The following is a 25,925-nucleotide window of genomic DNA, read 5'->3' as shown; positions in this document are numbered from 1 at the left end:
TATGAATATTTTTAAGCTTGTTATACTATTATTTTTTTTTTCCTGTTGTAAAAAGGAATATTTAAGTTCTTATCAATATGATCATGTTGAGGTTTATGAGTATAATAAAAAACCATGGGATGATGCAGCTTCTGGTAATAAAATATATATGAGTAGGTTATCTAAGTATGATAATAGTCTTTATTCAAAAATTCAGAAAATGGATTATTCTTTCAAAGAATCTATGAAGCCAAGTTTGAAAATTGATTCATTAATATTTAAAAATAAGTATGATTATTATTTACCAGAGCCTACTTGTCCTGCTGGATATAACCACGTATTATTGTTTTATGATAATATGAATTTAAAATATATACTAAAATTTAGTGAATATTGTAATGAATGTTTTTTAATTAATCATATGACACGTAAAAGCTATTATTTAAAAATTGGTTATGAGGAATTTATGAATACTTTAAAGAATAGTGTCAAATAGAATTTTAGATTCCGCCCCGCTTCGCAAAGTCTCCGACTTTGAAGCAAAAAAATCAAATAACTTAATTCAATATTAAAAAAACCTCGCAAAATGCGAGGTTTTTTTAATTAAACAAGACCCACTAATTCCTATATTTGCCCCATGAAACGATTAATGCTGCTGTACGTACTTTTCCCTGTATTTCTATTCTCACAGACTACCGGAAAAGTGATTAAAATTTCAGACGGAGATACCATTACTTTACTGTTAAAAGGAAACCAGCAAAAAAAAATCAGGCTGGCTGAAGTCGATTGTCCGGAAAGCGGGCAGGCATTTGGGAAAAATGCCAAACAGTTTACTTCTGCTCAGGTATTTGGAAAAACGGTAAGCTTTGTTGAAACGAACACTGACCGCTATGGGAGATCTATTGCAAAGGTTTATTATGATGATGGGAAATACCTTTCCAAAGAGCTTATCAAAGCAGGAATGGGATGGTGGTATTTTTCTTACTCCAAAGATGCTTCTTTAGGTAAAATTCAGGAAAATGCACAATATAGAAAAGTCGGTCTCTGGCAGGATGTGAATGCTGTTGCACCCTGGGATTACCGTAAAATGAAGCGTGAGCTTAGAAATAATAAGAAAATCGAGGCCGCCAAAACGGGAACAAAAATAAAAACAAAAACAGTAGCGTAAATATTGGGCAAGGAAGCGTGAAGATGGGAGAGGAAAGTTAATTGATATCTATCGATTGACATTGTATGAACTTCTATTATCCAGCTCCCTGCTTCCAGCAATTTTCACCCTCCTTTCTTCTTTACAAAAAGATAAAAACTTATAGCCATAAAGATAAAAATGGCAGCAATGTTACAATAATCCATTCTTTCAAAAACAATATTTTCGTTCATGAAGTTTTCCATTGATTTGTAGCCTCCGGTGTAAATCAGAAAATCAGCAAATGATTTTTGATGGATAATCGTTGCAAAGAGCAGCATGAATACCCCGAACCCGATAGGATAAATGAAGTTTTTAAATAGGAGACTTAAAGTCAATTGTACCATCGCAATCGCAGAAAGCGTAATGAAAAACTTCAAAAAGATATAAAATATCACTTCCCTGAAATCATAGTTCTGGAATCCAAGCTGTGGAAAGGTAATCCCAAGAAGATATCCGCTCAGCAAAAACGTGAGGTAAGAAAAAAGCACAGAAAAGAAAACCGTGATCTGGATAAACAGAGCTTTTGACAGAAATATTTTGGTCTTTGAAACCGGAAGTGTGAAAAGAATTTTATAATTATTGTTCCGGTATTCCACATCACAGCAGGCATGTACAAAAAGCGATACCAGAATAGGGTAGAGAAGATAGAAAAACATAAATACAGTCCTTCCCAATGACATTTTCCAGGGATTTACTGTTCCCTCTGTTTCTTCCACTCCGGAACGGAGCACATCATACACCATATACAGATCAATCGCAAAGATGATTAAAACAGGAAGCAGCAGAATCCCGAAAATCTCTTTGTTTTTCGAGAGTTTATACTGCTCGGATGAAAAAGCTTTTAAGAAAGTATTCGTATTAGTCATGTTTTTTAGAAATTAAATTAATGAAGATCTGCTCAAGATTCGTGCTTTGAGACTCTATGTCATAAATCTCAATTCCGTTTTGGACCAGCGTTGTGAGAAGTCCGTTGAATTCTTTATCATCATTGATTTTTACCGAAATTTTGTTCGTATTGTTCAGTGTTGCGGAAAAAGTATCTTGCAGTAGAGATAATGCTTTTTCAACAGGATTAACTTTTAAAACAACATCTTTTTCCACATTGCTTAAAAGTTCATTCTTTGTCCCCTGAAAAATCATTTGTCCGCCTTCAATAATTCCGATGTGGGTTGCCGTTTTTTCAAGCTCGCTCAAAATATGGCTTGAAAGAAATATCGTTTTTCCCTCTTCATTCAGATGCTGGAAGAGTTTTCTCATTTCAAAAATTCCCTGAGGATCAAGTCCGTTAAGAGGTTCATCCAGAATCAGAAGTTTCGGATCATGAAAAATAGCCATCGCAATTCCCAGACGCTGTTTCATTCCCATCGATAGAGCTGTTGCCTTCTTTTTCTTCTCATTATGCAGATCTACCAGTTCCAGTACCTCATCAATCCTTTTGTTCCCTTTGCCATAGATAATATCAAGGTATTTAAGGTTTTCAAAGACGGTAAGTTTGGTATAAAAACAAGGAGATTCAATCAGATTTCCAGTGCTGGCAAGAATCTCTGTCCGGTTTTGCTGTAAGCTTTTATTTTGAATAAAAATATTGTCTGCCGAGGATTCCAAAAGTCCCAGAAGAAGTTTAATCGTAGTTGATTTTCCCGCGCCGTTTCTTCCCAGATATCCGTAAATACTGCCTTCAGGAATATTGAGGTTGATATTGTTCAGAATAGTTTTAGAACCTATGATATAACTGAGGTTTCTAGTAGTAATGCTTTCCATTATTCGTGAGAGGTTAAAAAAGTATTGTTGTCTATGTAAAATATTCCGTCAAAAAACCGGCTCCAGACCTTTTTCTGATCTGTTCCCTGGTTGATGGTGGATACAAACTCTTTCTTCAGCACAGAGCTTTCCGGAATACTTCTGAGATCGATAAAAAAATAGGGTGTTTTCGTTGCATGAAATGTATTTTCGATGGCAAGCTTTCCAGGCCTATCCATAGGAGTTCCGGCTTTATTATCTTTAGCATAGGACGAAAAATCAACCATATAAGAAGTCTTTCCGTATTTACTTTTGATATATGCGCCCAGAGGTAAATAATCTTTGCTGTAACGGCTTGCGAAAGTATGGAGGTTTGCGCACCACACAATAATCTTTTGGTCATGATACACAGAATCAATCTGATGAATAAGATTTCTGGCCATCAGAGAGTCTCTGAACTGCATACTTTGCATAGATCCCGGTTCATATTTCCATGTTTTATCGAAATTACTTCTCATATCATGTAAATACCGGGTATAGATTCTGTTTTCAGTCGTCTTTTCAAGCTTTGAAACCACCTGTTCCAGTCGGGTGATCTCATTGAGGAAGTCTTTTTTCTGATTTCCGGGTAAAATTCTTCCGGCAAATCCTTTATACATAAAGTTAGAGATCTGATTAAGATTTTTGTTTAAAAGAGGAAATCGCTTAATGTCAATCGAATTTTTACTTAAAAAATCCTTCAAAAGCTTACCACGTCTGTCATACAGCTCTATTCCGGAAAATTGAATGTCAAACCCGCCCAATTCTATCGGATTAGCTGAGGTTTTCGTTTTCTGATAATAGTTGATCAGAGGCTGAGTTTCCCTGTTGTCCCACCAGAAATCGAAAAGCCCCAATCCTCCTATGGAAGCCAAAGGAATTTTCAGACTGTGATTTTTCATTTCCTCATTCATTATCCAGGTATCATATTGTCCGGTTTCATACAATACAACGTTATACCCCAGATTCTCATGGAGATATTTGATGAGTCTGCTTTTGGCCTGCATCGTAGCGCCGTCGCTATGGACGTTTTCTCCCAGCATGACGATCCTGTTGTCTTTAAGCACAGCATCCAGTACTTTCAGGTCACTGTTGTCCGGATATGCCATAGAAATACTTTTTATAGGATGTTTATATTGCTGGACGTCTTTCAGAAGTTCCTGTTTTTCTTTTTCAGGGACATCTTTAAAAACAATTTTATTCAGGATTAAAACCGCAATTACAGAAATTATAAAAGTGTAAAGTATTTTTTTCATCCATCAAAATTATACAGTTGCTAAATGCCTGTTCATTTTCTTATTTGGTTTTAAATTTAATAAAAAATAAAAGCTTTATGTAAAACTGTTTACTGTTTTGTCGAAAATAATGCCGGAAGGAAAATGATGTCAATTCGTCTTATTTTTCCTTATGTCGGGAAATATATAATGGGATGAATCTGAAAAAATAAAACTGTCTCAATTTTTAAGACAGTTTTTTTAGTTTAAAATTAAGAGAGTATAAAATGTTTCCGATGTTAGTAGTCGTATTTGTGCTGTCTGCTTTAGTAGTGTATTATAGATTCATAAACCTAATCTAATGGTAATTCTATTATTGTTATAGGTTCAATTCCTTGGAGGCTTATATTGCCAAAAGCGTCACTTAAAATGTGGCGTTTTTTTATTGATAAAAACAGAGGTTTTTTTTAACGTTGTCTCTTTAGTGAGCGCGAAAGGATTCGAATCTTTGCCGTCCCGATTGAAATCGGGATGCTCTATCCTGTTTTATTCATTAACGTTGTTGGATTGTAAACTAAGATGTGTAACCTTCTAAAAGCAAAAAACCTCACAATAAAATTGTGAGGTTTTTGTGAGCGCGAAAGGATTCGAACCTTTGACCGTCTGCTTAGAAGGCAGATGCTCTATCCAGCTGAGCTACGCACCCATTAAGTAGTTTTGAGAAAACTACTAAAACAGTCGGGGCGGCAGGATTCGAACCTGCGACCTCCTGGTCCCAAACCAGGCGCGATGACCGGACTACGCTACGCCCCGAATATATAAATGAGCGGAGGGTAAGGGATTCGAACCCTTGCGACACTTTCGCGTCGACAGTTTAGCAAACTGCTCCATTAACCACTCTGGCAACCCTCCGTTTTTGTTTATTTTTTAATGATCGTTGTTCCGTTATTGCGAGTGCAAATATAGAACAGATTTCTTTATTTACCAAATAAAATTCAAGAAAATTTTGTGTATTTTTGAAGTAATAAATCATCCAAAAACCAAACTGATGCGTAAGACATTATATATCATCGGATTAAGCACTTTTGTTTTTTCATGTACTTCTCAGCAAAATGTGAAAAAAAATACTTACAAACCGAAAACCCCAATAACACAGGCGAAACCAACGGTTCAGACAACCCCTCAGGTTGCTCCGAAACCAAAAGTAGTATCTGATCGTGGAGTAGATTTTTTTACTACTAATATAGCGGATCCAACAAAAAATGATAATACGGTAAGTTATGGTTCTATTGTATCTGCAAAACCGGCAGGATATAAAATTGTAAAGACTTATTTCCCTGCAGTAGCCCAAAACTTCAGACAACGATACTTAATATTACATTATACAGCTCTTGCAGACGATAAATCGATTACTGTTCTTACCCAGCAGGCAGTGAGTGCTCATTACCTGGTAAATAATACAGGAGATAACGAGATCTATCAGTTGGTTGACGAAAACAAAAGAGCATACCATGCAGGCGTAAGCTCATGGAGAAATGACAAAAATCTTAATGATACCTCAATCGGTATTGAAATTGTAAATTCCGGTTATACTACAGATGCTGCAGGAAAAAGAACTTTTGCTCCTTTTAGTGATGATCAGGTAAAAAAAGTGGCCGCATTGGTTAAAGATATTGTGACAAGATATCAGATTCAGCCGACTTTTGTGCTTGCTCATTCAGATATTGCTCCTACAAGAAAACAGGATCCGGGACCTATGTTCCCATGGAAAAAACTGTATGATGAATACCAGATTGGGATGTGGTATGATGAAGCAGCTAAGCAGACTTATCTTGAGGCAGCACAGGCAGACATCACTGCAAAATATAATGAACCCAGCTTTATTTTCCTTATTCAGACTTCATTACAGAAATTTGGATACGGACTGGATCTTAGCGGAAAATGGGATGATGCAACTAAAAAAACAATTGAAGCATTTCAGTACCACTTCCGTCCACAGAATTATGACGGAATCATGGATGCCGAAACATGGGCAATACTGCAAGCTTTAAATCAAAAATATCCAGTAAAATAATTCAAATTAAAGCGCATCGGTTAGATGCGTTTTTGCTATCTTTAAACGATCAAAAACAGTAAAATATCTGTAATGGAAAATTTCAGGAAAGAAAGTGATCTATTAGGCGAACTGAATGTGCCTTTAGATGCTTATTATGGGGTTCAGACACAAAGAGCTATCAACAATTTTAAAATTTCAGGACAGCTTTTGTCTTCATATCCGGATTTCATAAAAGGATTAGCTTTTGTGAAAAAAGCAGCCGCAAAAACCAATTATGAATTAGGACTTCTGGACGAAAACCTATATTTTAAAATAGCAGAAGCGTGTGATGAAATTGTAGACGGGAAATATCATGAGCAGTTTCCGGTAGATATGATTCAGGGTGGGGCAGGAACTTCCATCAACATGAATGCAAATGAAGTAATTGCCAATATCGTATTGGGGAAATTAGGAAAAAATAAAGGAGAATACGAATTCTGTTCACCAAATGACCATATCAACCTTTCCCAGTCAACCAATGATGCTTATCCTACAGCCATCAAAATGGGATTGCTGCAGATGAATATCGGGCTGGTAGAAAAACTTGAAAAAATTATTGCGGCATTCCGTGCAAAAGGACAGGAGTTTCATGATGTGATCAAAATGGGCCGTACACAGCTTCAGGATGCCGTTCCAATGACTTTGGGACAGGAATTTGAAGCTTATGCTGCTACATTGGAAGAAGATATTTCTAAACTGAATAACAATGCCAGTCTTTTTGTAGAAGTGAACATGGGGGCAACAGCTATCGGTACAGGATTAAATGCTCCTGTAGGATATGCCACACTTTGTGCTAAAAACTTAGCTCAGATTACAGGATACCCGATTGTTTCAGCTCCGGATTTAGTGGAAGCAACACCAGATACCGGATCTTATGTAATCTACTCTTCAGCAACGAAACGCCTTGCGGTGAAATTATCAAAAATCTGTAACGATTTAAGATTACTTTCTTCGGGTCCGAGAGCAGGTCTTTTTGAAATCAACCTTCCGCCAATGCAGCCGGGATCTTCTATCATGCCGGGTAAAGTAAATCCGGTAATTCCGGAAGTGGTAAATCAGGTTTGTTTCAAAGTATTCGGGAATGATCTTACCGTAACTTTTGCAGCAGAAGCAGGGCAATTACAGCTTAATGTAATGGAGCCGGTACTTTCTCATGCGATCATGGAAAACATCAATTTCCTTTGCAACGCATTAGATACCCTTCGTGAGAAATGTGTAGTTGGAATTACTGCCAATAAAGAAATCTGCCTGAACATGGTGAAGCACAGCATCGGTATTGTAACAGCTTTGAACCCTTATATCGGATACAAACAATCTACACAGATTGCCAAAGAAGCATTGGAAACCGGAAAAAGCGTTTACAACCTTGTTCTTGAAAAAGGAATTCTTTCCCAGGAGAAACTGGACGAAATCCTTGATCCGAAAAATATGCTGAAACCGCATAACAAATAAAATCTTTAAACGATGACTAATCAATGATAATTGATGTCTTAAAAAGCTTCTTATCATTGATTATTCATCATTAATCACTTATAATCCCCGTGAGGTTTTTAATCATAATTCCTGCCCATAACGAAGAAGATAACCTCTCCTTTACACTGGATTCTTTACAAAAACAAAGTTGCAAAGATTTCAAAGTAATAGTAGTGAATGACGGTTCTGTAGATAGAACCCCTGAAATCATCAGGAAATATACAAAGACTGATTCCCGTTTTGAAACGATCAATCTTCAGAAATCTGAACATCAGCCCGGATCTAAAGTAGTTCATGCTTTTAAAAATGGTCTCCGGACTCAACAGATGGATGAATTTGATATCATCTGTAAATTTGATGCCGATATCATCCTTCCCGAAAACTATCTGTCAGCAGTAGAAACAGCTTTTGCAAACAACCCGGAATATGGACTCGTAGGAGGTCTTTTATACATAGAAAAGGACGGAAACTGGATCTATGAAGGAAATTCCAATAAACATCATGTAAGAGGCCCTATGAAAGCTTACCGTAAAGAGTGTTTCATTCAGATCGGTGGTTTAAGAGAGACATTGGGATGGGATAATATAGATTCCATACTGCTGGAAAATCTGGGATGGAAGGAAGTTGTTTTTCCTGAACTTCATGTAAAGCTGATTAAAGTAAAAGGAGCTGATTACACAATCCATCCGGCGGATTATTATGGCAGGTACTTTTATTTCTTAGGCCTGAATAGATTTCTGGCTTATATTGCCTCCTCAAAAGAAGCGATGAAAAGCAAGTCTCCATCATTTTTCTTCGATATTATCAATTCCTATGAAAATTGCAGATCAAAAAAAATGGAGCTTAAAATTACAAAAGAAGAGCAAAAAGCTGTTAATTATCAACGTTGGAGAATGCTGAAAAAAAAATGGCTGAAAATGTAAAAAAAAACATAACTTATTATTTGTAAATCAATAGGAACGGGCTTTAGCCCGTTTAATCAAAAAAATAAAATCCATCGGCTTTAGCCGAAACTTAAGAATGTAACTCCCCCTCGTGAAAAAAATAGCTTACATAGAAATAGATACCCACGCAGAAATTGCTCAGGCCTTCATGGATATTATAAAAGGTTCTCAGGATTTTGCCGTAGACTATTATTTTTCAAAAAGGATTAAAGATCAGGTTATTGAAAGCAATGAAGCTGTGTTCCTATCAGACAGTTCTATGATTCTGGACCAGCTAAAGGGAAGAGGATATGATCTGGTTGTAATTGGAACTGTACATCGTTATTTTAATACATTTTTAGCAGTAACAAAAAAGTACAATACAGCAATTATTACCCATAATCTTAATTTTACAAAAGTTTCAAAACTGAACCTGATGAAAAGTATCTTCAAAGGAGACGTTATTTTCAGACTGAAATTGTGGCTTAAAGAAGGATTGTTTTATAACACTAAAGTTTATCAGGCCTCCCAATCACTTTTAGTACTTGATGAAGCTTTGATTTCAGAAAGACATCAGTTTTTGCCACTGTTTTATACCAGAGATTTTGATAAAATTAAAAATGATAATCTGATTGTCGTTATTCCGGGAGGAGTTTCACAGAAGAGAAGGGATTATACTTATATTTTCAAGACAATTCAGGGTCTGAAGTCAGATAAACGCTGTGAGTTTGTATTCCTTGGAAAAGCAAAGGGGCATGAATTAAAAGAGCTTGAACAACTGTCTCGGGGACTGCCTGAAAATATCAATATTACTTATTTCTCCGAAAGAGTTTCCTCTGAAAATTTTGAAAAATGGATGCGGAAAGCAGATGTTTTATGGTGTCCGATTCAGCAGGATACAGAGTTTTTCAGCATGAAAGAAACGTATGGAGTGACTAAAATGACGGGAAACCTAGGTGATGCTGTCGCTTACGGAAAATTGGCTGTTTTTCCGGGAAATTATCCTTCAAAACTAGATTTTATCATTCCTGAAAAAGAAAATGTTCTTGAACAGTTAAGGGCTCTATCAGAGACTCCATTTGACTTTTATAAAACTTATAGCAAAGAAGTGGTGCAGAAAAAACTGGAACAATTCCTAACCAGTCTGATATAAATAAGAAAAAAGGTAAATGCCTTCGCTTTATTCGTTAAAAAACTATTTAATCTTAAATACACTCTTGATAAACTTCATATTCAGATAATCTTCAATCGGGAAAATCTTGGTGAAGTAATTTCCGATATAGATAAGAATCAGAACAACTGCCGGCTTATAAACCAGGTTGATCAGATTGCTGTTGAAGTTGGGAAGAACAATAGCCACGGTAATCGCCAACGTACAGATAATGGAAACAAAGATCATTTCAATACTCAACGGTGAAACTTTAAATACAAAATAGTTGAAAATAATCTTCACTACATTGTAGATGGAAAGAGAAATAGCTGTAGATAGAGCAATTCCAATCAGTTTAAGGTCTGTATTTTTAATGAAATAATAGTTAAGCCCAATAGTCAGCCCGGCCAGTAAAAGCATTACCAGAATATTGAATCTGTAATATTTTGAAAGTGAAATAATATTTCCGTTGAAACCAGTTGCGAGATCTATCAATACGGCAGAACCCCAGATCCATACTACAGGTTCGTATTCTCTGAGCATTGTTCCGTTCTTAGGCATAAATTGTGTCAGATACGGGAATCCCACCATAATACATGAGAATAAGACAGCACCAAGGAAATATAACGTTAAAGATGTTTTCTTGTGAAACCTGTCCAGCTCTACCATATCCCCGTCTGCCAGAGTTTTGTTGATGATAGGGGCGGAGATATTAAATAATCCAAGCTGTGGAATAGAGATTAATGAGATCAGCGCATACAAAACAGAATAGATTCCTACCTCTTCCATTCCCATAAATTCTCCGATCATAAAGCTGTTGATGGCCAGGTAATTTCCAAAAGTTCCCAGGAATCCGAAGAAACTGTAATTGAAGAATTCTTTCCAGAAATTATTTTTCTTAAAATAATCCGTATTAAAATCAAGCTTGATTTTTTCCAGTTTGTTGGTGTAGTAAATATACCCCAAAAGCATTAAAAAGAAGATTCCAAAAAAGAATGCAAAAGCAATTTTCTGTGACGTTGCAGCAGTGATATTCTGTGATAAAGCAAAGAAAAAAAGACAGAAAGCTCCCAGATTTGCAATTTTCGGAAACAGATTGTCGAAAATATTGGAAACCACAATTCTTTTATAATTGGAAGTGTATTTATTGAAAATAGCACAAAATGAAAGGATTAAAATAAGTGGTAAGATCATTTCTTTGATCTTCCATGCTTCCGAGTGCCTGAATTTTGGATAAAAATAGGGAAGTATAAAAAATACAACCGTGAAAATTAGAAAGTTGATGAAAACAGTGAGCAACGACAATGAGAGCATGTTTTGTTTTTTGCCGTCTCTTTCTACTGTATGAAAAAACTTCACGTTGGAATAGGAAATTCCCAGGACCACAAAAGGAACCAGCATCTCTGCAGTAGGAAGAATGTAGCGAAGCTTTCCGTAAAATTCAAAATCATTCGGAAATATGAATATTGCGGAAACTGTGCCCAGCAAAAAACCAATATAACCGATAATGGAATATTTGAAGCCTTGTCTCGCTACTACACTCATAAAGTCGTTTTAAATGTTTTTAGGTATGAAAATAATATTGTTGATGTACTGGGTTTTATTTTTTTCGTCGTTTGTATTTTGTGTTATAATATCCTCTGTAAGATTTTCCAGGGTAAAGCTGTTTCTGTTCAGATATTTCGCTTCATATCCCCAGCTCATCACTTCAGATATTTCATTCCATATAGGAGTTTGGTGGTGTCTTTGTTCCATTTCAACCATCAAAGTTGGTTTGAACTGTCTGATAGTTTCTCTCGCTCCGGAAAGAGTTTTTATTTCATTTCCTTCAACGTCTATTTTGATAAAATCAAGTCTGTTGAAATGTTCAAGTGCAGCCCATTCATCCAGTTTGATCACTTTTACTTTCTCAGTATAGCTTTTCTCTTCTCCTTTCTCTTTGTAAGAAGTGTTTAAAGTACCGCGGGAAGCAACCGTTTTTCCGTTAATAATGGGTACTTTGAACTCGGCAATACTGTTTTCATCAGAAAGAGCCAGAGGAAAGACATGCATGGCTGGAAACAGTCTTTTCAATCGTCTGCAAAGCTTTTTATTGGGTTCAAAACCATAAATGTTATCATGGTTCAATGCGTTTTCCAGTTGATATAGGAAAGTTCCTACATTCGCACCAATGTCTAATATAACAGCATTTTTAGGAAGGTATTCTTTGATCCATACCAGTTCCGGTTCTACATTGCGTTCCGAAAAATTATTTTTATTAAGATTATTTAACGTTTTGAAATATCTTTTTTTATAGAAATTCGGACTTATATATTGTAGTTTTTCTGCGATTTTTTGGTATAAAGACATCGTAAGCTTTTTGACGAACAGCAAAGATAAGCAAAAATGTAAAACTTTTCTTAAAAAATGTTAAATATAATAGGTTGATTTTCAATCGTTATCTTTGGTTTCTGTTTTTGTAATCTGTTGCTTTTAATAGATTTTAAATTTGTCACAGAGGTATTTTTATCCCCCGAACTTTTGTAAAATATTCAGAAACAGAAGGCTTAATTATCTTTGAAAATCGGTGCTACCTGCAGGAAAAACGTCTGTTTTCAGGATCAATTAAAGAAAAGGAGTGTTTAGGAAATCATTGAAGGGCTTCATCACCTTGAAAACTTTAGTCATATTTTCCACTGCATTTTTATCCAGTACCTCCTCGTCTTTTAAAGAATATACTACAATGAAGTTTTTAAGTTTAAGATATTCTCCCATAGGATCTTCTTTTTCGAAACCTTGTGGGATTTTTTTCAGTTTGTCGTCCTGGTCTAGTTCCGGAAAGTGCTTTTTAAAATCTTTATTATTGAGAATTTTGAGGAAATCATCACCATATAACGATATTTCTTTGCGTACTTCTTTCAGAACTGAAGATTCAGGCATATAAATCCCTCCGGCTAAAAAGGATTTTCCGGGTTCCATGTGAAGATAATAACCACCTTTCTGATTGCCTTTTCCCATTCCCAGTGAAGCTCCGAAATTAGTTTTATAAGGCGACTTATCCTTTGAAAATCTCGTATCTCTGTAAATTCTGAACAGCGCTTTTTTACTGTCAATTTTAGCAAGTTCTTCATCAAAACCTGACATATCTTTAATCAGTTCATCAAGAAATGACACCACATTTTGCTGAGATTCAGTGTAAAGATTTTTATTTTCATTAAACCACTCGCGGTTATTGTTTTTGTTTAATTTGTTTAAAAAATCAAATGTTTTGGAAGAAATGCTTGCAGACATATTGTGTGAGGTGTTTTTAGTGTTGTTGCTAAGTCAGATTTGGGTAGGCTTTTCAATCTGGAAATTTAGAATTGGAAATTTGTACCACAATTCAAATGTACAAAATCTATTCAGGTTTTAAAACTTTCAGTATGGGTAATACCCGGATATTGGATGATAAAGGAATCAGCAGTGGCGGATTGGTGATTAAAATAGGTTGGTCAGTAAGGCGCTGCCAAGTACCAAATACGTGAAGTTCTCTTTATTCATTTGACGATATTTTTATGTCATTTTAGAGTGGCCTTTTGTGATAGATGTAATGTTTTGCATAATAATATAAAAAGAGAAAAATTTACGTTCTATGGTTTTATTTTTGAAAATTCATAAATTTCACAGAAAAAATCAATCCAATTTAATAAAAAAAAATAATGTTTAACAAGTCCTTAGTTTAAGGCTGTTTTTTTTACATTTAATTTTCAAAAAATCAAAGAAATATTAAAAGATTCTGAATTTAAGATTGTATATTTAAAACTTTATTCAAAAACAAGTCAAATATTTGTTGTATCTTTGCAAAAATTTTAAAATAGTTAATGAATTTATTTACGGAAACCAATTTAAGTCCTGATATCCTTAAGGCAATTGGCGAACTGGGCTACGAAAGCCCAACAGAAATCCAAAAACAGACTATCCCTTTTATTCTTTCAGATATTCGCGACTTGATCGCACTTGCGCAAACAGGGACAGGCAAGACAGCAGCGTTTTCGCTTCCGATTTTGGATATGATTGACGATACGAGTCGCAAAATCCAATTATTGGTGCTTTGTCCGACACGGGAATTATGTCTTCAGATTTCGAAGGACATAAAGAATTACTCTAAGTACATGAAAGACATCAAAACTACTGCAGTTTATGGTGGAAGTAGTATTGTAGACCAGATGAGATCTTTGAAGGATAAACCACAGATTATTGTGGGAACTCCGGGAAGAGTAATTGATCTTATCAACAGAAAAGCACTTGACTTTTCTGCGATTCATTGGTTAGTATTAGACGAAGCCGATGAAATGCTTTCTATGGGATTCAAAGACGAATTGGAAACCATTCTAAGCGAAACTCCGGAAACTAAACAAACTTTTTTATTCTCTGCAACGATGAATAAAGAGGTGGAAAGAATTTCCAAAAATTACCTTACAAAACCACACCGTATTTCAGTAGGTTCTATCAACGAAGTGAAGAAGAACATTACGCACGAATACTATGTAGTAGGGTACCGTCAGAAAAAAGAAGCGTTGAAGAGATTAATCGATGCCAACCCTAATCAGTACTCCATTATCTTCTGTAGAACGAGAATGGAAACTCAGGAGGTTGCAGATTTCCTGATGCAGAACGGGTATGCAGCTGATGCTCTTCATGGTGATCTTTCTCAGGCGCAGAGAGATACAGTAATGAAGAAATTCAGATTGAAAAACATTGATATTCTTGTAGCGACAGACGTTGCAGCAAGAGGATTGGATGTAAACTCTCTTACACACGTTATTCACTTCTCTTTACCAGATGATCCTGAAGTATTCGTTCACAGAAGCGGAAGAACAGGTAGAGCTGGAAAAGATGGTATTTCTATGGCCTTAATAAAGCCTGAAGAAAGCAGAAAACTGAAACAGATCAAATCTGCAACAAAAATTGAAATTAACGAAAAATTCATTCCAACGGGTGATGATATTATCAAAGCTCAGGTAGGAGGTGTATTCGAAAAATTATTAACGGAACACGAGGATCTTTTCGAATTTGATGATAGCCTAATCCCGGATCTAAGCAAATTTACAAAAGAAGAATTGGTGCACCAGTTGCTACAGTTCCAATTGAAGGATCTTGCTTTATATTACAAAGACAAACACGATCTTGTTGAGCAGAAATTGAGCAGCAGAGATGATGACTACTCAAGAAGAGACCGTGGACGTGATAGAGACAGAGACAGAGACCGCGGACGTGACAGAGACAGCAGAGACAGAGATCGCGGAAGAGACAGAGATCGTGGTGGAAAGCCAAGAAGAAGAGATGAGAGTATGGTAAGATTCTTCTTTAATCTTGGGAAAAAAGACCATTTGAAGAAGCTTGATGTTTTAGATATTATCAATAAGGCTACTGGTGATGGAAAATCCAAAAAAAGAGCTGAAATCGGAGATATCGAAATCTTAGAGAAATTCTCTTTCTTCGAAGTTGAAAAATCGTTTAAAGACAATGTCTTGAGCAATATTCAATCCATGAAGTTCAAAGGAAAAGATATGAGAGCTGAAGTAGCAAACTAAATCTCACAAATTACTATATAAAACCGGCTTTAATGCCGGTTTTTTTATTTGATAATCAGGAGTTAAGCGAATGTTAACAAAACTTAATGTCATATAGTTTCACGTACAATCCTTTTTTAAGAAATTTGCACACGAATTATAAATACTAAAAAATGGGAATTGGTAATATTTTCCACGCTTTTCAACCAAAAGATAAAATCTTCTTTGTACTTTTCGAAAAAGTAACTGAAAATCTAGTTGCAATGTCAGAAGATTTCAACACAGGAATCAAAGATTTCGATCTTAATGACGATTCTATGTTGAAGAAAATGAGTGACTTCGAACACAAGAATGATGAACTTACTCACGAAATTTTCGTAGAATTAGGGAAAAACTTCATTACACCTTTTGACCGTGAGGATATCCACACATTGGCAACAGGACTGGATGATATCGCTGATTATATCTACGCTTCCACAAAATATATTTTCCTATACAAATCACCTGAGATGAAGGCTTATTCAGACTTCTCTTTATTGATCCATAAAGCATGTCTTGAAATTCAGAATGCTATGAAAAACCTTAAAGGGTTCAAAAATATGGAGCAGGTGAAAGAAGCTTGTATTAAAGTGAACTCTATTGAGAATATTGCTGATGATTTGCTTTCCAATTCAATGGTAGAATTATTTGAAACTAATGATGCAATTAACATTATTAAAGTTTCATCTGTATTGAACTATCTTGAAATTGTAACGGACAAAGCAGAAGATGTTGCCAATACAATTGAGAACATCATGATTAAATACGCCTAATACATAGCAAAAAATGGAATTTCCGATTTTACTTGTAGTTATTATTGCGTTGGCCCTGATCTTCGATTATATCAATGGTTTTCATGATGCAGCCAACTCAATTGCGACTATTGTTTCTACAAAAGTTTTAACTCCATTCCAGGCTGTACTTTGGGCAGCGCTTTGGAACTTTGCAGCATTCTTCTTAGCTGCCTATGTTATTGGAGAATTTAAAATTGGTAATACAATTGCCAAAACAGTTAATGAGAATTTTATCAATCTAGAAGTTATATTTTCAGGTTTGGTTGCGGCCATTGCCTGGAATCTTTTGACATGGTGGTTTGGAATTCCTTCTTCGTCTTCGCATACGCTGATCGGAGGATTTTTAGGAGCTGCTTTAATGCATGCTTTTATGATGGATTATCATGATGTAGCTGCTGTACAACCTAATCTTGGGATTTGGGAGACCCTTAAAGAAGCTTTCATTCAGGTCACCCACCAAAGTGTCGTAAAGTTTGATAAAGTAATTCCTATTTTCCTGTTTATTTTCTTAGCTCCTTTTATCGGGATGTTAATTTCTATAATCATTACACTCATTATTGTACACCTTTATAAGAGATCAAACCCTCACAAAGCAGATCAGTCATTCAAAAGATTACAGCTGGCATCTTCAGCATTATTTAGTTTGACTCACGGGTTAAATGATGCTCAGAAAGTTATGGGTATTATTGGAGCTGCAATCATTTTCTATCATGTAGATATGATTCATGATCCTTTATATTTGAACATCGCTTCCGGTGAACGTTTTAATTATTTTGCTCAGCATTACTTATGGGTTCCGTTAGTATCCTTTTTAGCAATTGCTTTAGGTACTATGAGCGGAGGATGGAAGATCATCAAGACTATGGGTACAAAAATTACGAAAGTAACACCATTAGAAGGGGTGAGTGCAGAAACTGCAGGAGCTATTACATTATTTATTACAGAACATCTTTCTATTCCTGTGTCTACAACACATACGATTACAGGATCCATCATTGGGGTAGGATTAACAAAAAGAATATCAGCGGTAAGATGGGGAATAACGGTAAGCTTACTTTGGGCTTGGATTTTAACCATTCCAATCTCTGCAATTGTAGCAGGAGTTACTTATCTTGTAGTCTCTTTATTTTCTTAAAAAAATTAAAATATTTATATAAACTTTGTCCGTTTGGGCAAAGTTTTTTGTTTTATAAAGCCTCGAAAAATCGTATTTTTGTTCAAATTAAAAGATTTTATGGAATTTTTAGACAGATACCAGCAGATTGTTGCGGACGCCATCACTAAATATACTTTTAAAGATAAACCTTCGGAGCTGTATGAGCCGATGAACTATATTATTTCCCATGGTGGAAAGCGTCTTCGTCCTATTATGGTGCTGATGGCTTGCGAGATGTTCGGCGGAGATCTTAAGCAGGCAATTAAGCCGGCTTTGGCTATCGAGTTTTTCCATAACTTCACGCTGATCCATGATGATATTATGGATGAAGCTCCTTTAAGAAGAAATAAACCTACCATTCATACCTTACACGGTCTTAATGTAGGAATTCTTTCCGGAGACGGACTGATGCTTAAAGCCTATAAGTTTTTTGAGGACTTGGAACCTGAAATCTTTAAAGCATGTATCAGAATATTTACCCACACCGGGCTTCTGCTTTGTGAAGGACAGCAGTACGATATCAACTTTGAAACTCAGAAAGACGTTACTTTTGATGACTACATCAGAATGATTACTTATAAAACAGGAGTTTTAAGTGCTTCATCATTTGAGATCGGAGCTTTGATTGCAAAAGCAGATTTTAAAGATGCTAAAGCTATTTTCAATTTCGGAAAACATATCGGGATTGCGTTCCAGATTATGGATGATTATCTTGATGTATTCGGTGATCAGGCACAGTTCGGTAAAAAGCATGCAGGAGATATTTATGAAAATAAGAAAACCGTTCTGTATTTGTTAGCAAGAGAACATGCTACCGATGAAGAAAGAAAAGAACTGGATTACTGGTATTCTAAAAAGACGGAAAACGTTGATAAAGTATACGGAGTAGAAAAGATATTCAGAAGAACAAAAGTAGATGAAAAAGCATTACGTCTGATCGAAAAACATAACGAAATCGGACAAAGCTATCTTCAGAAAATAGATGTTCCTGAGGAAAAGAAAAAACCTTTTATCGAGCTGGCAAATTATTTGTTGAGAAGAGAAAGTTAATAGAGGTAGTAGATGGTAGGTAGCAGGTAACAGCAATTTACCTGCTACCTATTTCCTGCCACCTAATACCTATACGATGAAATTCAGAACAGAAGTTGATATTCCTGCATCAGATAACAAGATTGAGATTGAAGATAAGATATTTTCAATAGGTTCATGTTTTGCCTCTGAAATGACTGATTTACTTAAGGATGGACAACTTCAAACCCTTAATAACCCCTTTGGGACGATATTTAATCCTTTTTCAATCAATAACGCGCTCAATAGATTACATGATTCTGCGTTTTACGAAGAAGAGGAGCTGATTACCTATAATGAAGAATATATTTCTCTGGATCATCACACCAGTTTTGATACCCGGTATATTCATCAGACCTTAGATAAAATAAACGGGGCTATTGAAGCCGGAAATGCCTTTCTTCAGGAAGCTGACTGGATTATAATTACCTACGGATCCTCATTTATTTACGAGTTTCTTCCCAAGAAAAAGCTGGTGGCCAACTGTCACAAAATTCCTCAAAAGTTTTTTGAGAAAAGACTGCTTTCCCATCAGGAGCTTACGAGTTCTATCTACCAGACAATTCTCGATCTTAAAGATATTTGTAAAGAAGGAGTGCAGATCCTGTTTACCGTTTCACCTGTAAGACATACCAAAGATGGAATGGTTGAAAATCAGTTAAGTAAATCCAAATTAATTACCGCTATCCACGAGTCCATTTCTCTCTTTGAAGACTGTCATTATCTGCCGGTCTATGAGATTTTGATGGATGATCTTCGGGACTATCGTTTTTATAAAGAAGATATGATTCACCCAAGCACACAGGCGGTTAATTATATTTTTGAGAAATTTGGAAATGCCTATTTTTCAGGAGAGACACAGAATTTTATCAAAGAAAATTTTAAGATTATCAAGGCACTGGAGCATAAGACGAGTGATAAGAAAGACCCTAAGTTTATAGAATTCAGGGAGAAATTAGATCAAAGAATTGAAATTCAACGTAAAAAGGTAAAACATAAAATATTTTAAATGCTTGATTTTACAAGAATTGACTATCTGAAAGATGGAAATGACAGACAAAAAAGAGCTTATGAAATTCTTACAAAGTATCGTGTCTTTGAGAAACTGAAAGATTATTCACCAATTTTAGCAGGAACTGTTCCTCTGGAGATTGATGTCAAAGGAAGCGATTTGGATCTTATTTTTGAGGTGGATTTAAAATTTGAACAAGACTTTCTGGATGATTTACTATTTAGTCAGCTTATGCCTCAAGACGTAGAAGTTGAATATCCCAATATAAATGGTGAAAAATGTATTACACTAAATTTTATGCTGGAAGGGTTTCCCATCGAAGTTTTTGGACAGAATAAGCCTACGACAGAGCAGAATGCCTATCTTCATATGGTTTCCGAATACAAAATATTACAGGAAAAAGGAGAAAAATTTAAACAAAAAATAATAGAACTAAAAAAACAGGGAATAAAAACCGAGCCGGCTTTTGGAATGTTGCTGGGGCTTAAAAACCCTTATGAAGATCTGTTAAAATACTAAAAAAATGATTGATACACATACACACCTATACGCAGAAGAATTTGATGAAGACAGAAAAGAAGCTATTCAGAGAGCTTTAAGCAAAGGAATTACAGAATTTTATCTTCCTGCAATTGATTCCGAATCCCATGAGAAGATGCTGCAGCTGGAAACAGAATATCCGGAACAGATTTTTTCAATGATGGGATTACACCCTTGTTATGTAAAACCTGAATCCTGGGAAAAAGAACTTGAAATCGTAAAAAACTATCTGGATCAGAGACATTTTCCTGCAATTGGAGAGATTGGGATTGATCTGTATTGGGATAAAACAACGCTGGATATTCAGGTGAAAGCTTTTGAACAGCAGATTGACTGGGCCATAGAAAAAGATCTTCCGATTGTAATTCATACAAGAGAAAGCTTCGACGAAACCTTTGAAGTGCTGGAAAGAAAAAAACACCCGAAGCTGCGAGGAATCTTCCACTGCTTTTCAGGAAATCTTGAACAGGCACACCACGCTGTTGATCTTAATTTCATTTTAGGAATCGGTGGAGTAGTAACGTTCAAAAATGGGAAAATAGATCAATTTCTGGGTGAAATTCCATTGAATAAAATTGTTCTGGAAACAGATTCTCCTTATCTGGCGCCAGTTCCCCACAGAGGAAAAAGAAATGAAAGCTCTTATCTTGATCTGGTTGCTGGAAAACTGGTAGATATTTATGGGAAAGATTTCTCTGAGATAGACCGCATTACTACAGAAAATGCTAAAAATATTTTTAAAATAGCATAATTAATGAATGCCCTGTTAAATTTTACAAGGAACAATCGGTTGAATGGTATATTGCTGTTTGCTGTTTATTTCATAATCAATCTTTTATTTCTGACAAAATATGGAATCAGGCAGTCTTTTGTTCCTCTTAATATTTTAATTATTCTTTTTTCAGGAGGCAATTTATTATTATTTTCTTTAGGAAAATGGTCTTGGCTGAAAAAGATATGGACTGAGAAATCAGTATATCTCCTTATCGCTGCTATAACTGTTGTTTACATTGCCATGTGCCATGTGATGACGGATCCTTATAAAATGAATATCGATAGATGGGCAACTTTAGAATTTTCTGTGAAGCATTGGACAAAAGGAGAATACATCTATGATACTCCAAATTTCATGGGAAATTTATCATCTTATCTTCCCGGACAATTGCTTTTATCAAGTGTTTTTTATTTTTTAGGGAATGTCGGATATCTTCAGGTTTCAGCTTTTTTATTGTTTTCCTATGTCATTTTTCTAGAATTTAAGGGCAATTTTCATAGATTTCTCGCGATAGTAATGCTTGGGATTTCCCTGGCCTATATTTATGAAGTGGTTTGTAAAAGCGATTTTATCTCTTCCTTTATTGCCGTTGCAGCCTTCATTCTTTTTTGGAGCAGAAAGTTTAAAGACAATTATTTTAAAAGACCTGTTCTGTTGGGAATATGTATAGGAATTTTATGTCTTACAAGAAGTGCAGTGACTATTCCTTTGATTATTTTTTTATTAAATCCTTTTTTTAAAACCAGCTGGAAAAATAAAATACAATTTGGAATAAGCTTTTTATTGACAGCAGCATTACTAATGGCATCCGTTCTGCTGCCTGGTAAAAGTATTGAGCATGTGCTGCAATACAATCCTCTTAATCTTCAGGGACAAAGCAATAAATTTGTTATGCTGTTCTTTATTATACTGTCGATCATACTTTCCTTTTATGTGAAAAAAATAGAAACAGTATTTTACTGTTCAGCGTATCTTCTTTTTTTCGTGATGTTGAGTTTTGTAAGTGAGCAGTATATGACCTTAGGATTTTCTTATCAGAATAATTTCTTTTCTACAACCTATCTGGCCGCTTGTTTACCTTTTTGTACTATCGGGTATTGCTATACAAAACAAAAAACAGAATAATGATAAACTATCAATAAAAAAGTCCTTTTCAAAAAAGGACTTTTATTTTATTTTTTTCTGGTGAAATTCTTATTCTTAGGCTTTTTAAATCCTACCGAAGCTCCTGTAGAAGGCTTTTTACGGTTGTTATTTGGCCTTGAATTATTACTGTTGCCTGTTCTTGGTTTGTCACCACCTGCATGAACTGGTTTGTTGTTAGAATCCCTTTTTTGTGCAACCAAATTATCAGTATGGAACGGATGGTCTTTGATTACAGGAATTTTCTTCCCAATCAACTTTTCAGTATTCTTTAAATTCAAAAGATCAAGCCCGTCTACAAAAGAAATAGATGTTCCTTCAGCTCCGGCTCTTCCTGTTCTTCCAATTCGGTGTACGTATGTTTCAGAAACATCGGAAAGCTCAAAATTGATTACGAATTTCAATTCATCAATATCAATTCCTCTTGCTGCAATATCAGTTGCTACAAGAACTCTAGTTTTTCCGGATTTAAAGTTATTTAATGCATTCTGTCTTGCATTCTGAGACTTGTTACCATGAATGGCTTCTGCAGAAATATTATCTTTCTGAAGTTTTCTGGCAATCTTATCTGCTCCGTGTTTCGTTCTTGCAAATACCAATACAGAATCTGAAATGTCATTTTGCAGAATGTGAGAAAGCAAATCCAGCTTGTTATCTTTTTCTACAAAATATACAGATTGTTTAATGGTGTCTGCTGTAGAAGAAACCGGAGTTACCTCTACTTTTACCGGATTATTCAGGATAGAGTTAGCCAGTTTCTGAATTTCAGTCGGCATTGTTGCAGAAAAGAATAAAGTCTGTCTTCTCTGAGGTAGAAGTTTGATGATTCTTTTTACATCATGTACAAATCCCATATCCAGCATTCTGTCTGCTTCATCAAGAACAAAGATCTCAAGATTTTTCAAACTGATAATGCCCTGAGCAATAAAGTCAAGAAGTCTTCCTGGGGTAGCTACCAGAATATCAACTCCTTTCCTCAAAGCAGCCTCCTGATTTCCTTGTTTTACCCCTCCAAAAATAACAAGTTGTTTTAATGGAAGATATTTACCGTAAGCATTAATATTTTCCTCAATCTGAATGGCCAGTTCTCTGGTTGGAGTAAGGATTAACGCTTTTATATGTTTATTGGGAATTTTATTTTTAGATAAATTCTGTAGAATAGGAATAGAAAAAGCAGCTGTTTTACCAGTTCCTGTCTGCGCGCAGCCTAAAAAGTCTCTGCCGTCTAATATATCAGGAATAGATCTTTCCTGGATAGGAGTAGGAGTCGTGTATCCCTGCTCCTGAATTGCTTTTGCAATAGGTTCTATTAAGTTTAAGTCTGTAAAATTCAAATGAATTATTTTAAAATTTAAATAAAAATTCCTTCAGTCTGAAAGAATTACATTCTGCAAAGGTAGTCTAAATATTTTTAAGTATCTTATTCCACTTTTTTAGACTTATTGCCTATTGAAAAACAGAAATGGCCACCCGAATGTGAGCCGCCATTTTTTTCTGTTAAATATCTGAAGTTTATTTAAATCTATATCCTACACCAGCCTGCAGAAATCCTATTTTAACAGGAACTGCATTGCTTTTATTCATTTCTATAAAATTGAAATTATATCTGGCATCAACAAAAAACTTTTGATTAATCTTATATTCTGCCCCTACAAATGGAAATAAATTCAGGGTTTTTAAAGATTCGTAATTGTGGGTTTCAGCCTCATCAAAAACAGTATTCATTTTTACTTTGGATGATATGTTAAATCCTAAGTTCATCCCTACAGAAGCAGAAAGCTCTGGAACAATATAATATTTTACTGAAATGGGAACCTGTATCTGGTTGAATTTGTAATTAAAGTTCATGTTACCCATGCTTACCACCTCATTGCCTACCAACTGATACCAGGGATAAGCATCTTTACCACCCAATTGAGTATACAGTAATTCAGCCTGTAAGCCAAATTTAGAAGATAAAGGCTGCTCTGCTGCGATACCTAAGTAAAAATAGGATTTTGAATCCAGCCCGGTTCCGAAAAACTTCATATTGGATAAGGAATATCCTCCCTTTACCCCAAAGCTCACAGAGGCCGGATCTTTTGTGGTTTCTTGTGCATTAAATATTGCTGAGAAAGCAAATGCTGCAATGAAAAAAATGTTCTTCTTCATGTTTATTTTAAATGGTTAATAGTTTTACAAAAAAAAAATTCCTCCAAATGAAGGAATTACTGTTACAAAGATAAATTAAATATTTTTTAGTGAAACTATTTCACTTTATTCCATTGTTGATTCTTTCTTAAGTTTTCAAAAAATTGATAGACTTCTGAAAGTTTTTCACTTCCATGTTTTCCGTAATCTTCCACATTTTTAGAAGTGCCGTCAGCGAATTTGATTCTTAAATAAGAGGTTGGAAGATCGGTGATATTTTTCTCACCATACTTATCGTTTAAGCTTTTTACATTGAGCCCATCCAGTAAGCTGATTAATTTATTGTAATCCTCTTCCTTGATTGTTCCTTTAAAAGTTCCTTCACGAGGCTTTGAAAATTCATCCTTTGAAGGCTTATCATTAAAATTAAAATGTTCTGCTTCAAAAACGGCTGTTCTGTCCGGACTGATCGTCATTTTAAAAACTGGACAGAATCCGAAACACGGGGTAGCCTCATATTCAATAGTAGAATATTTGGAGTTTACTTTCTGAGACGTACAGGAAAATAAAAATACAAATGCACAAAGGGTCAATAAATATTTCATAGTTTAAAATTTCAGATGGTCTCCCAATAATTGTTCCAAAAACTTCATTTTGCTGTGTTTGTATGTTAAATATAAAATAATAAATCTACTTAATCTTTTATTTAAACCATTAAGATAGGATGAAGATGTTAAGGACATTAAGATAAGCTTCGCTTTAAGCTTAAGAATCAGAATGATTTATCTTAACTATACTTTATCTCTTAAATTCTTCTTAATGGTTTAAATATTATATAGAAAAATAAGTGAATTGTAAACATAAAAAACAGCCTCAGATTTTTATGAGGCTGTTTTTATGATGCAGTTCTATTTAAAATAAAACTAATAAATCAATGTATTTCTATCCGTGCAGTTGTTTCCAGATGGCATCTTTAAGCTCCATAAGACCTTCTCCGGTAACTCCTGAAAAGAATAAAGGCTGCTTGTTTTCAGGAAACTCTGCTGCAATTTCTTTTTTCAGTTCATCATCCAAAAGGTCAGATTTTGAAACGGAAATAATAAAATCCTTATCCAAAAGTTCGGGATTGTACTCCTTCAGCTCATTTTCAAGAATTTTAAATTCCTGGAAGTGATCTTCAGAATCCGAAGGAATTAAAAACAATAGGATAGAGTTTCTTTCAATATGTCTCAGGAATCTGTGTCCTAATCCTTTTCCTTCCGCTGCTCCTTCAATAATTCCGGGAATATCAGCCATTACAAAAGATTTGTAATTTCTGTAGTCCACAATTCCAAGGTTAGGAGTCAGGGTTGTAAAGGCGTAATTGGCAATTTTTGGTTTTGCCGCAGAAACAGATGCTAAAAGTGTAGATTTTCCGGCATTTGGAAACCCAACAAGTCCTACATCAGCCAAAATTTTAAGCTCGAAGACCACATAGCCTTCTTCGCCATCCATTCCGGGTTGAGCATATCTTGGGGTCTGATTGGTAGAAGATTTGAAATGTTCGTTTCCTTTTCCACCTTTTCCTCCCTGCATCAAAATGATTTCCTGCTTGTCATCAAGGATTTCTCCGATAATTTCACCTTCTTCATTTTTAGCGATCGTTCCAATGGGAACATCAATATAAATATCAGAACCGTCAGCTCCTGTAAGCTGGTTTTTCGCTCCGTTTTCACCGCGTTCTGCTTTTATGTGACGGGTGTATCGAAGTGGAAGCAAAGTCCATTCATTAGCATTTCCTCTCATGATGACGTGTCCGCCACGACCTCCGTCGCCACCGTCAGGACCACCTTTAGGAATATACTTTTCACGGCGAAGGTGGGCAGAACCAGCACCTCCGTGTCCGCTTTTACAATGGATCTTTACGTAATCTACAAAGTTAGACATATAGTTTGT

The 25,925-nt window shown here is 35.3% G+C and carries 24 protein-coding genes and 3 tRNA genes; 14 read left to right on the top strand and 13 right to left on the bottom strand.

Annotated elements, in window-relative coordinates:
• The first annotated feature begins 1 nt into the window (after position 1).
• Positions 2–475 (top strand): hypothetical protein, encoded by a 474-nt coding sequence (locus ACLMCG_RS07630; RefSeq protein WP_413959384.1) that lies wholly within the window; start codon positions 2–4, stop codon positions 473–475.
• A 141-nt stretch (positions 476–616) separates the two neighbouring features.
• On the top strand, positions 617–1,147 hold the full coding sequence (locus tag ACLMCG_RS07625) for a thermonuclease family protein (RefSeq protein ID WP_413959383.1): 531 nt from the start codon (positions 617–619) through the stop codon (positions 1,145–1,147).
• A 104-nt stretch (positions 1,148–1,251) separates the two neighbouring features.
• On the opposite strand, the gene ACLMCG_RS07620 is transcribed toward ACLMCG_RS07625, so the two are convergent.
• From ACLMCG_RS07620 to ACLMCG_RS07595, 6 genes are all read right to left on the bottom strand, one after another.
• Positions 1,252–2,034, bottom strand: a complete 783-nt coding sequence (locus ACLMCG_RS07620; RefSeq protein ID WP_413959382.1) for an ABC transporter permease — start codon at positions 2,032–2,034, stop codon at positions 1,252–1,254.
• Positions 2,027–2,929 carry an ABC transporter ATP-binding protein gene (locus ACLMCG_RS07615; protein ID WP_413959381.1) on the bottom strand — a complete coding sequence of 301 codons (903 nt, stop codon included), beginning with the start codon at positions 2,927–2,929 and terminating at the stop codon, positions 2,027–2,029. Before ACLMCG_RS07615 ends, ACLMCG_RS07620 begins: the two co-directional genes overlap by 8 nt.
• The gene (locus tag ACLMCG_RS07610; protein ID WP_413959380.1) at positions 2,929–4,203 is read right to left on the bottom strand and encodes an erythromycin esterase family protein; all 1,275 of its coding nucleotides are present in this window, start codon (positions 4,201–4,203) and stop codon (positions 2,929–2,931) included. The genes ACLMCG_RS07615 and ACLMCG_RS07610 overlap by 1 nt, the downstream gene beginning before the upstream one ends.
• Positions 4,204–4,793: 590 nt before the next feature.
• A tRNA-Arg gene (locus ACLMCG_RS07605) sits at positions 4,794–4,867 on the bottom strand.
• Positions 4,868–4,899: 32 nt separating this feature from the next.
• Positions 4,900–4,974 (bottom strand) — tRNA-Pro (locus ACLMCG_RS07600).
• Between the two features lie 14 nt (positions 4,975–4,988).
• A tRNA-Ser gene (locus tag ACLMCG_RS07595) sits at positions 4,989–5,073 on the bottom strand.
• Positions 5,074–5,209: 136 nt separating this feature from the next.
• Between ACLMCG_RS07595 and ACLMCG_RS07590 the strand changes: the two genes are divergently transcribed.
• The 4 genes from ACLMCG_RS07590 (at position 5,210) to ACLMCG_RS07575 (ending at position 9,805) form a co-directional block, all read left to right on the top strand.
• Positions 5,210–6,235, top strand: a complete 1,026-nt coding sequence (locus tag ACLMCG_RS07590) for an N-acetylmuramoyl-L-alanine amidase (RefSeq protein WP_413959379.1) — start codon at positions 5,210–5,212, stop codon at positions 6,233–6,235.
• 72 nt (positions 6,236–6,307) lie between these two features.
• Positions 6,308–7,708, top strand: a complete 1,401-nt coding sequence (gene aspA, locus ACLMCG_RS07585; protein ID WP_413959378.1) for an aspartate ammonia-lyase — start codon at positions 6,308–6,310, stop codon at positions 7,706–7,708.
• Between the two features lie 89 nt (positions 7,709–7,797).
• The gene (locus tag ACLMCG_RS07580; RefSeq protein WP_413959377.1) at positions 7,798–8,652 is read left to right on the top strand and encodes a glycosyltransferase; all 855 of its coding nucleotides are present in this window, start codon (positions 7,798–7,800) and stop codon (positions 8,650–8,652) included.
• 112 nt (positions 8,653–8,764) lie between these two features.
• Positions 8,765–9,805 carry a hypothetical protein gene (locus ACLMCG_RS07575; RefSeq protein ID WP_413959376.1) on the top strand — a complete coding sequence of 347 codons (1,041 nt, stop codon included), beginning with the start codon at positions 8,765–8,767 and terminating at the stop codon, positions 9,803–9,805.
• A gap of 42 nt (positions 9,806–9,847) precedes the next feature.
• On the opposite strand, the gene ACLMCG_RS07570 is transcribed toward ACLMCG_RS07575, so the two are convergent.
• The 3 genes from ACLMCG_RS07570 to ACLMCG_RS07560 form a co-directional block, all read right to left on the bottom strand.
• The gene (locus ACLMCG_RS07570) at positions 9,848–11,347 is read right to left on the bottom strand and encodes a lipopolysaccharide biosynthesis protein (RefSeq protein WP_213278341.1); all 1,500 of its coding nucleotides are present in this window, start codon (positions 11,345–11,347) and stop codon (positions 9,848–9,850) included.
• 9 nt (positions 11,348–11,356) lie between these two features.
• Positions 11,357–12,151 carry an FkbM family methyltransferase gene (locus tag ACLMCG_RS07565; protein WP_223601754.1) on the bottom strand — a complete coding sequence of 265 codons (795 nt, stop codon included), beginning with the start codon at positions 12,149–12,151 and terminating at the stop codon, positions 11,357–11,359.
• Between the two features lie 255 nt (positions 12,152–12,406).
• Complete coding sequence (locus tag ACLMCG_RS07560; RefSeq protein ID WP_413959375.1) at positions 12,407–13,072, bottom strand: DUF2461 domain-containing protein; 666 nt, start codon at positions 13,070–13,072, stop codon at positions 12,407–12,409.
• 569 nt (positions 13,073–13,641) lie between these two features.
• On the opposite strand from ACLMCG_RS07560, the gene ACLMCG_RS07555 reads away from it, so the two are divergent.
• From ACLMCG_RS07555 to ACLMCG_RS07520, 8 genes are all read left to right on the top strand, one after another.
• Positions 13,642–15,354: a DEAD/DEAH box helicase gene (locus ACLMCG_RS07555; protein ID WP_413959374.1), complete on the top strand. Its 1,713-nt coding sequence runs from the start codon at positions 13,642–13,644 to the stop codon at positions 15,352–15,354.
• Positions 15,355–15,506: 152 nt separating this feature from the next.
• Positions 15,507–16,145 (top strand): DUF47 domain-containing protein, encoded by a 639-nt coding sequence (locus ACLMCG_RS07550; protein WP_042723220.1) that lies wholly within the window; start codon positions 15,507–15,509, stop codon positions 16,143–16,145.
• Positions 16,146–16,158: 13 nt separating this feature from the next.
• On the top strand, positions 16,159–17,301 hold the full coding sequence (locus tag ACLMCG_RS07545) for an anion permease (RefSeq protein WP_413959373.1): 1,143 nt from the start codon (positions 16,159–16,161) through the stop codon (positions 17,299–17,301).
• A 99-nt stretch (positions 17,302–17,400) separates the two neighbouring features.
• Positions 17,401–18,372, top strand: coding sequence for a polyprenyl synthetase family protein (locus ACLMCG_RS07540; protein ID WP_110010795.1), 972 nt, complete (start codon positions 17,401–17,403; stop codon positions 18,370–18,372).
• A 76-nt stretch (positions 18,373–18,448) separates the two neighbouring features.
• Positions 18,449–19,399 carry a GSCFA domain-containing protein gene (locus ACLMCG_RS07535; protein ID WP_413959372.1) on the top strand — a complete coding sequence of 317 codons (951 nt, stop codon included), beginning with the start codon at positions 18,449–18,451 and terminating at the stop codon, positions 19,397–19,399.
• On the top strand, positions 19,400–19,921 hold the full coding sequence (locus ACLMCG_RS07530) for a DUF4269 domain-containing protein (RefSeq protein WP_413959371.1): 522 nt from the start codon (positions 19,400–19,402) through the stop codon (positions 19,919–19,921).
• A gap of 4 nt (positions 19,922–19,925) precedes the next feature.
• On the top strand, positions 19,926–20,693 hold the full coding sequence (locus ACLMCG_RS07525) for a TatD family hydrolase (protein ID WP_413959370.1): 768 nt from the start codon (positions 19,926–19,928) through the stop codon (positions 20,691–20,693).
• A gap of 3 nt (positions 20,694–20,696) precedes the next feature.
• Positions 20,697–21,842, top strand: a complete 1,146-nt coding sequence (locus ACLMCG_RS07520) for a hypothetical protein (RefSeq protein ID WP_413959369.1) — start codon at positions 20,697–20,699, stop codon at positions 21,840–21,842.
• A gap of 47 nt (positions 21,843–21,889) precedes the next feature.
• Here ACLMCG_RS07520 and ACLMCG_RS07515 read toward each other — a convergent pair whose 3' ends face one another.
• From ACLMCG_RS07515 to obgE, 4 genes are all read right to left on the bottom strand, one after another.
• Positions 21,890–23,194, bottom strand: a complete 1,305-nt coding sequence (locus tag ACLMCG_RS07515; RefSeq protein ID WP_413959368.1) for a DEAD/DEAH box helicase — start codon at positions 23,192–23,194, stop codon at positions 21,890–21,892.
• Positions 23,195–23,372: 178 nt separating this feature from the next.
• Complete coding sequence (locus ACLMCG_RS07510) at positions 23,373–24,011, bottom strand: porin family protein (RefSeq protein WP_413959367.1); 639 nt, start codon at positions 24,009–24,011, stop codon at positions 23,373–23,375.
• Positions 24,012–24,106: 95 nt separating this feature from the next.
• On the bottom strand, positions 24,107–24,595 hold the full coding sequence (locus tag ACLMCG_RS07505) for a DUF6438 domain-containing protein (protein ID WP_309876975.1): 489 nt from the start codon (positions 24,593–24,595) through the stop codon (positions 24,107–24,109).
• A 337-nt stretch (positions 24,596–24,932) separates the two neighbouring features.
• Positions 24,933–25,916 carry a GTPase ObgE gene (obgE, locus tag ACLMCG_RS07500; protein WP_047374141.1) on the bottom strand — a complete coding sequence of 328 codons (984 nt, stop codon included), beginning with the start codon at positions 25,914–25,916 and terminating at the stop codon, positions 24,933–24,935.
• Positions 25,917–25,925: the final 9 nt, after the last annotated feature.

The organism is Chryseobacterium sp. S90 (assembly GCF_047444895.1).
Lineage (GTDB): Bacteria > Bacteroidota > Bacteroidia > Flavobacteriales > Weeksellaceae > Chryseobacterium.
Note: the sequence above shows the minus strand (reverse complement) of the source record. Positions and strands in the feature narration are given on the sequence as shown.

What these genes read in the sequence shown, in the direction of transcription:
- ACLMCG_RS07550 (WP_042723220.1), top strand. Translation starts at nt 15,507, where the DNA reads ATGGGAATTGGTAATATTTTCCACGCTTTTCAACCAAAAGATAAAATC.
- ACLMCG_RS07525 (WP_413959370.1), top strand. Translation starts at nt 19,926, where the DNA reads ATGATTGATACACATACACACCTATACGCAGAAGAATTTGATGAAGAC.
- ACLMCG_RS07620 (WP_413959382.1), bottom strand. Translation starts at nt 2,034, where the DNA reads ATGACTAATACGAATACTTTCTTAAAAGCTTTTTCATCCGAGCAGTAT.
- ACLMCG_RS07535 (WP_413959372.1), top strand. Translation starts at nt 18,449, where the DNA reads ATGAAATTCAGAACAGAAGTTGATATTCCTGCATCAGATAACAAGATT.
- ACLMCG_RS07570 (WP_213278341.1), bottom strand. Translation starts at nt 11,347, where the DNA reads ATGAGTGTAGTAGCGAGACAAGGCTTCAAATATTCCATTATCGGTTAT.
- ACLMCG_RS07630 (WP_413959384.1), top strand. Translation starts at nt 2, where the DNA reads ATGAATATTTTTAAGCTTGTTATACTATTATTTTTTTTTTCCTGTTGT.
- ACLMCG_RS07560 (WP_413959375.1), bottom strand. Translation starts at nt 13,072, where the DNA reads ATGTCTGCAAGCATTTCTTCCAAAACATTTGATTTTTTAAACAAATTA.
- ACLMCG_RS07510 (WP_413959367.1), bottom strand. Translation starts at nt 24,011, where the DNA reads ATGAAGAAGAACATTTTTTTCATTGCAGCATTTGCTTTCTCAGCAATA.
- aspA (WP_413959378.1), top strand. Translation starts at nt 6,308, where the DNA reads ATGGAAAATTTCAGGAAAGAAAGTGATCTATTAGGCGAACTGAATGTG.
- ACLMCG_RS07555 (WP_413959374.1), top strand. Translation starts at nt 13,642, where the DNA reads ATGAATTTATTTACGGAAACCAATTTAAGTCCTGATATCCTTAAGGCA.
- ACLMCG_RS07565 (WP_223601754.1), bottom strand. Translation starts at nt 12,151, where the DNA reads ATGTCTTTATACCAAAAAATCGCAGAAAAACTACAATATATAAGTCCG.
- ACLMCG_RS07610 (WP_413959380.1), bottom strand. Translation starts at nt 4,203, where the DNA reads ATGAAAAAAATACTTTACACTTTTATAATTTCTGTAATTGCGGTTTTA.
- ACLMCG_RS07530 (WP_413959371.1), top strand. Translation starts at nt 19,400, where the DNA reads ATGCTTGATTTTACAAGAATTGACTATCTGAAAGATGGAAATGACAGA.
- ACLMCG_RS07505 (WP_309876975.1), bottom strand. Translation starts at nt 24,595, where the DNA reads ATGAAATATTTATTGACCCTTTGTGCATTTGTATTTTTATTTTCCTGT.
- obgE (WP_047374141.1), bottom strand. Translation starts at nt 25,916, where the DNA reads ATGTCTAACTTTGTAGATTACGTAAAGATCCATTGTAAAAGCGGACAC.
- ACLMCG_RS07540 (WP_110010795.1), top strand. Translation starts at nt 17,401, where the DNA reads ATGGAATTTTTAGACAGATACCAGCAGATTGTTGCGGACGCCATCACT.
- ACLMCG_RS07545 (WP_413959373.1), top strand. Translation starts at nt 16,159, where the DNA reads ATGGAATTTCCGATTTTACTTGTAGTTATTATTGCGTTGGCCCTGATC.
- ACLMCG_RS07625 (WP_413959383.1), top strand. Translation starts at nt 617, where the DNA reads ATGAAACGATTAATGCTGCTGTACGTACTTTTCCCTGTATTTCTATTC.
- ACLMCG_RS07520 (WP_413959369.1), top strand. Translation starts at nt 20,697, where the DNA reads ATGAATGCCCTGTTAAATTTTACAAGGAACAATCGGTTGAATGGTATA.
- ACLMCG_RS07590 (WP_413959379.1), top strand. Translation starts at nt 5,210, where the DNA reads ATGCGTAAGACATTATATATCATCGGATTAAGCACTTTTGTTTTTTCA.
- ACLMCG_RS07615 (WP_413959381.1), bottom strand. Translation starts at nt 2,929, where the DNA reads ATGGAAAGCATTACTACTAGAAACCTCAGTTATATCATAGGTTCTAAA.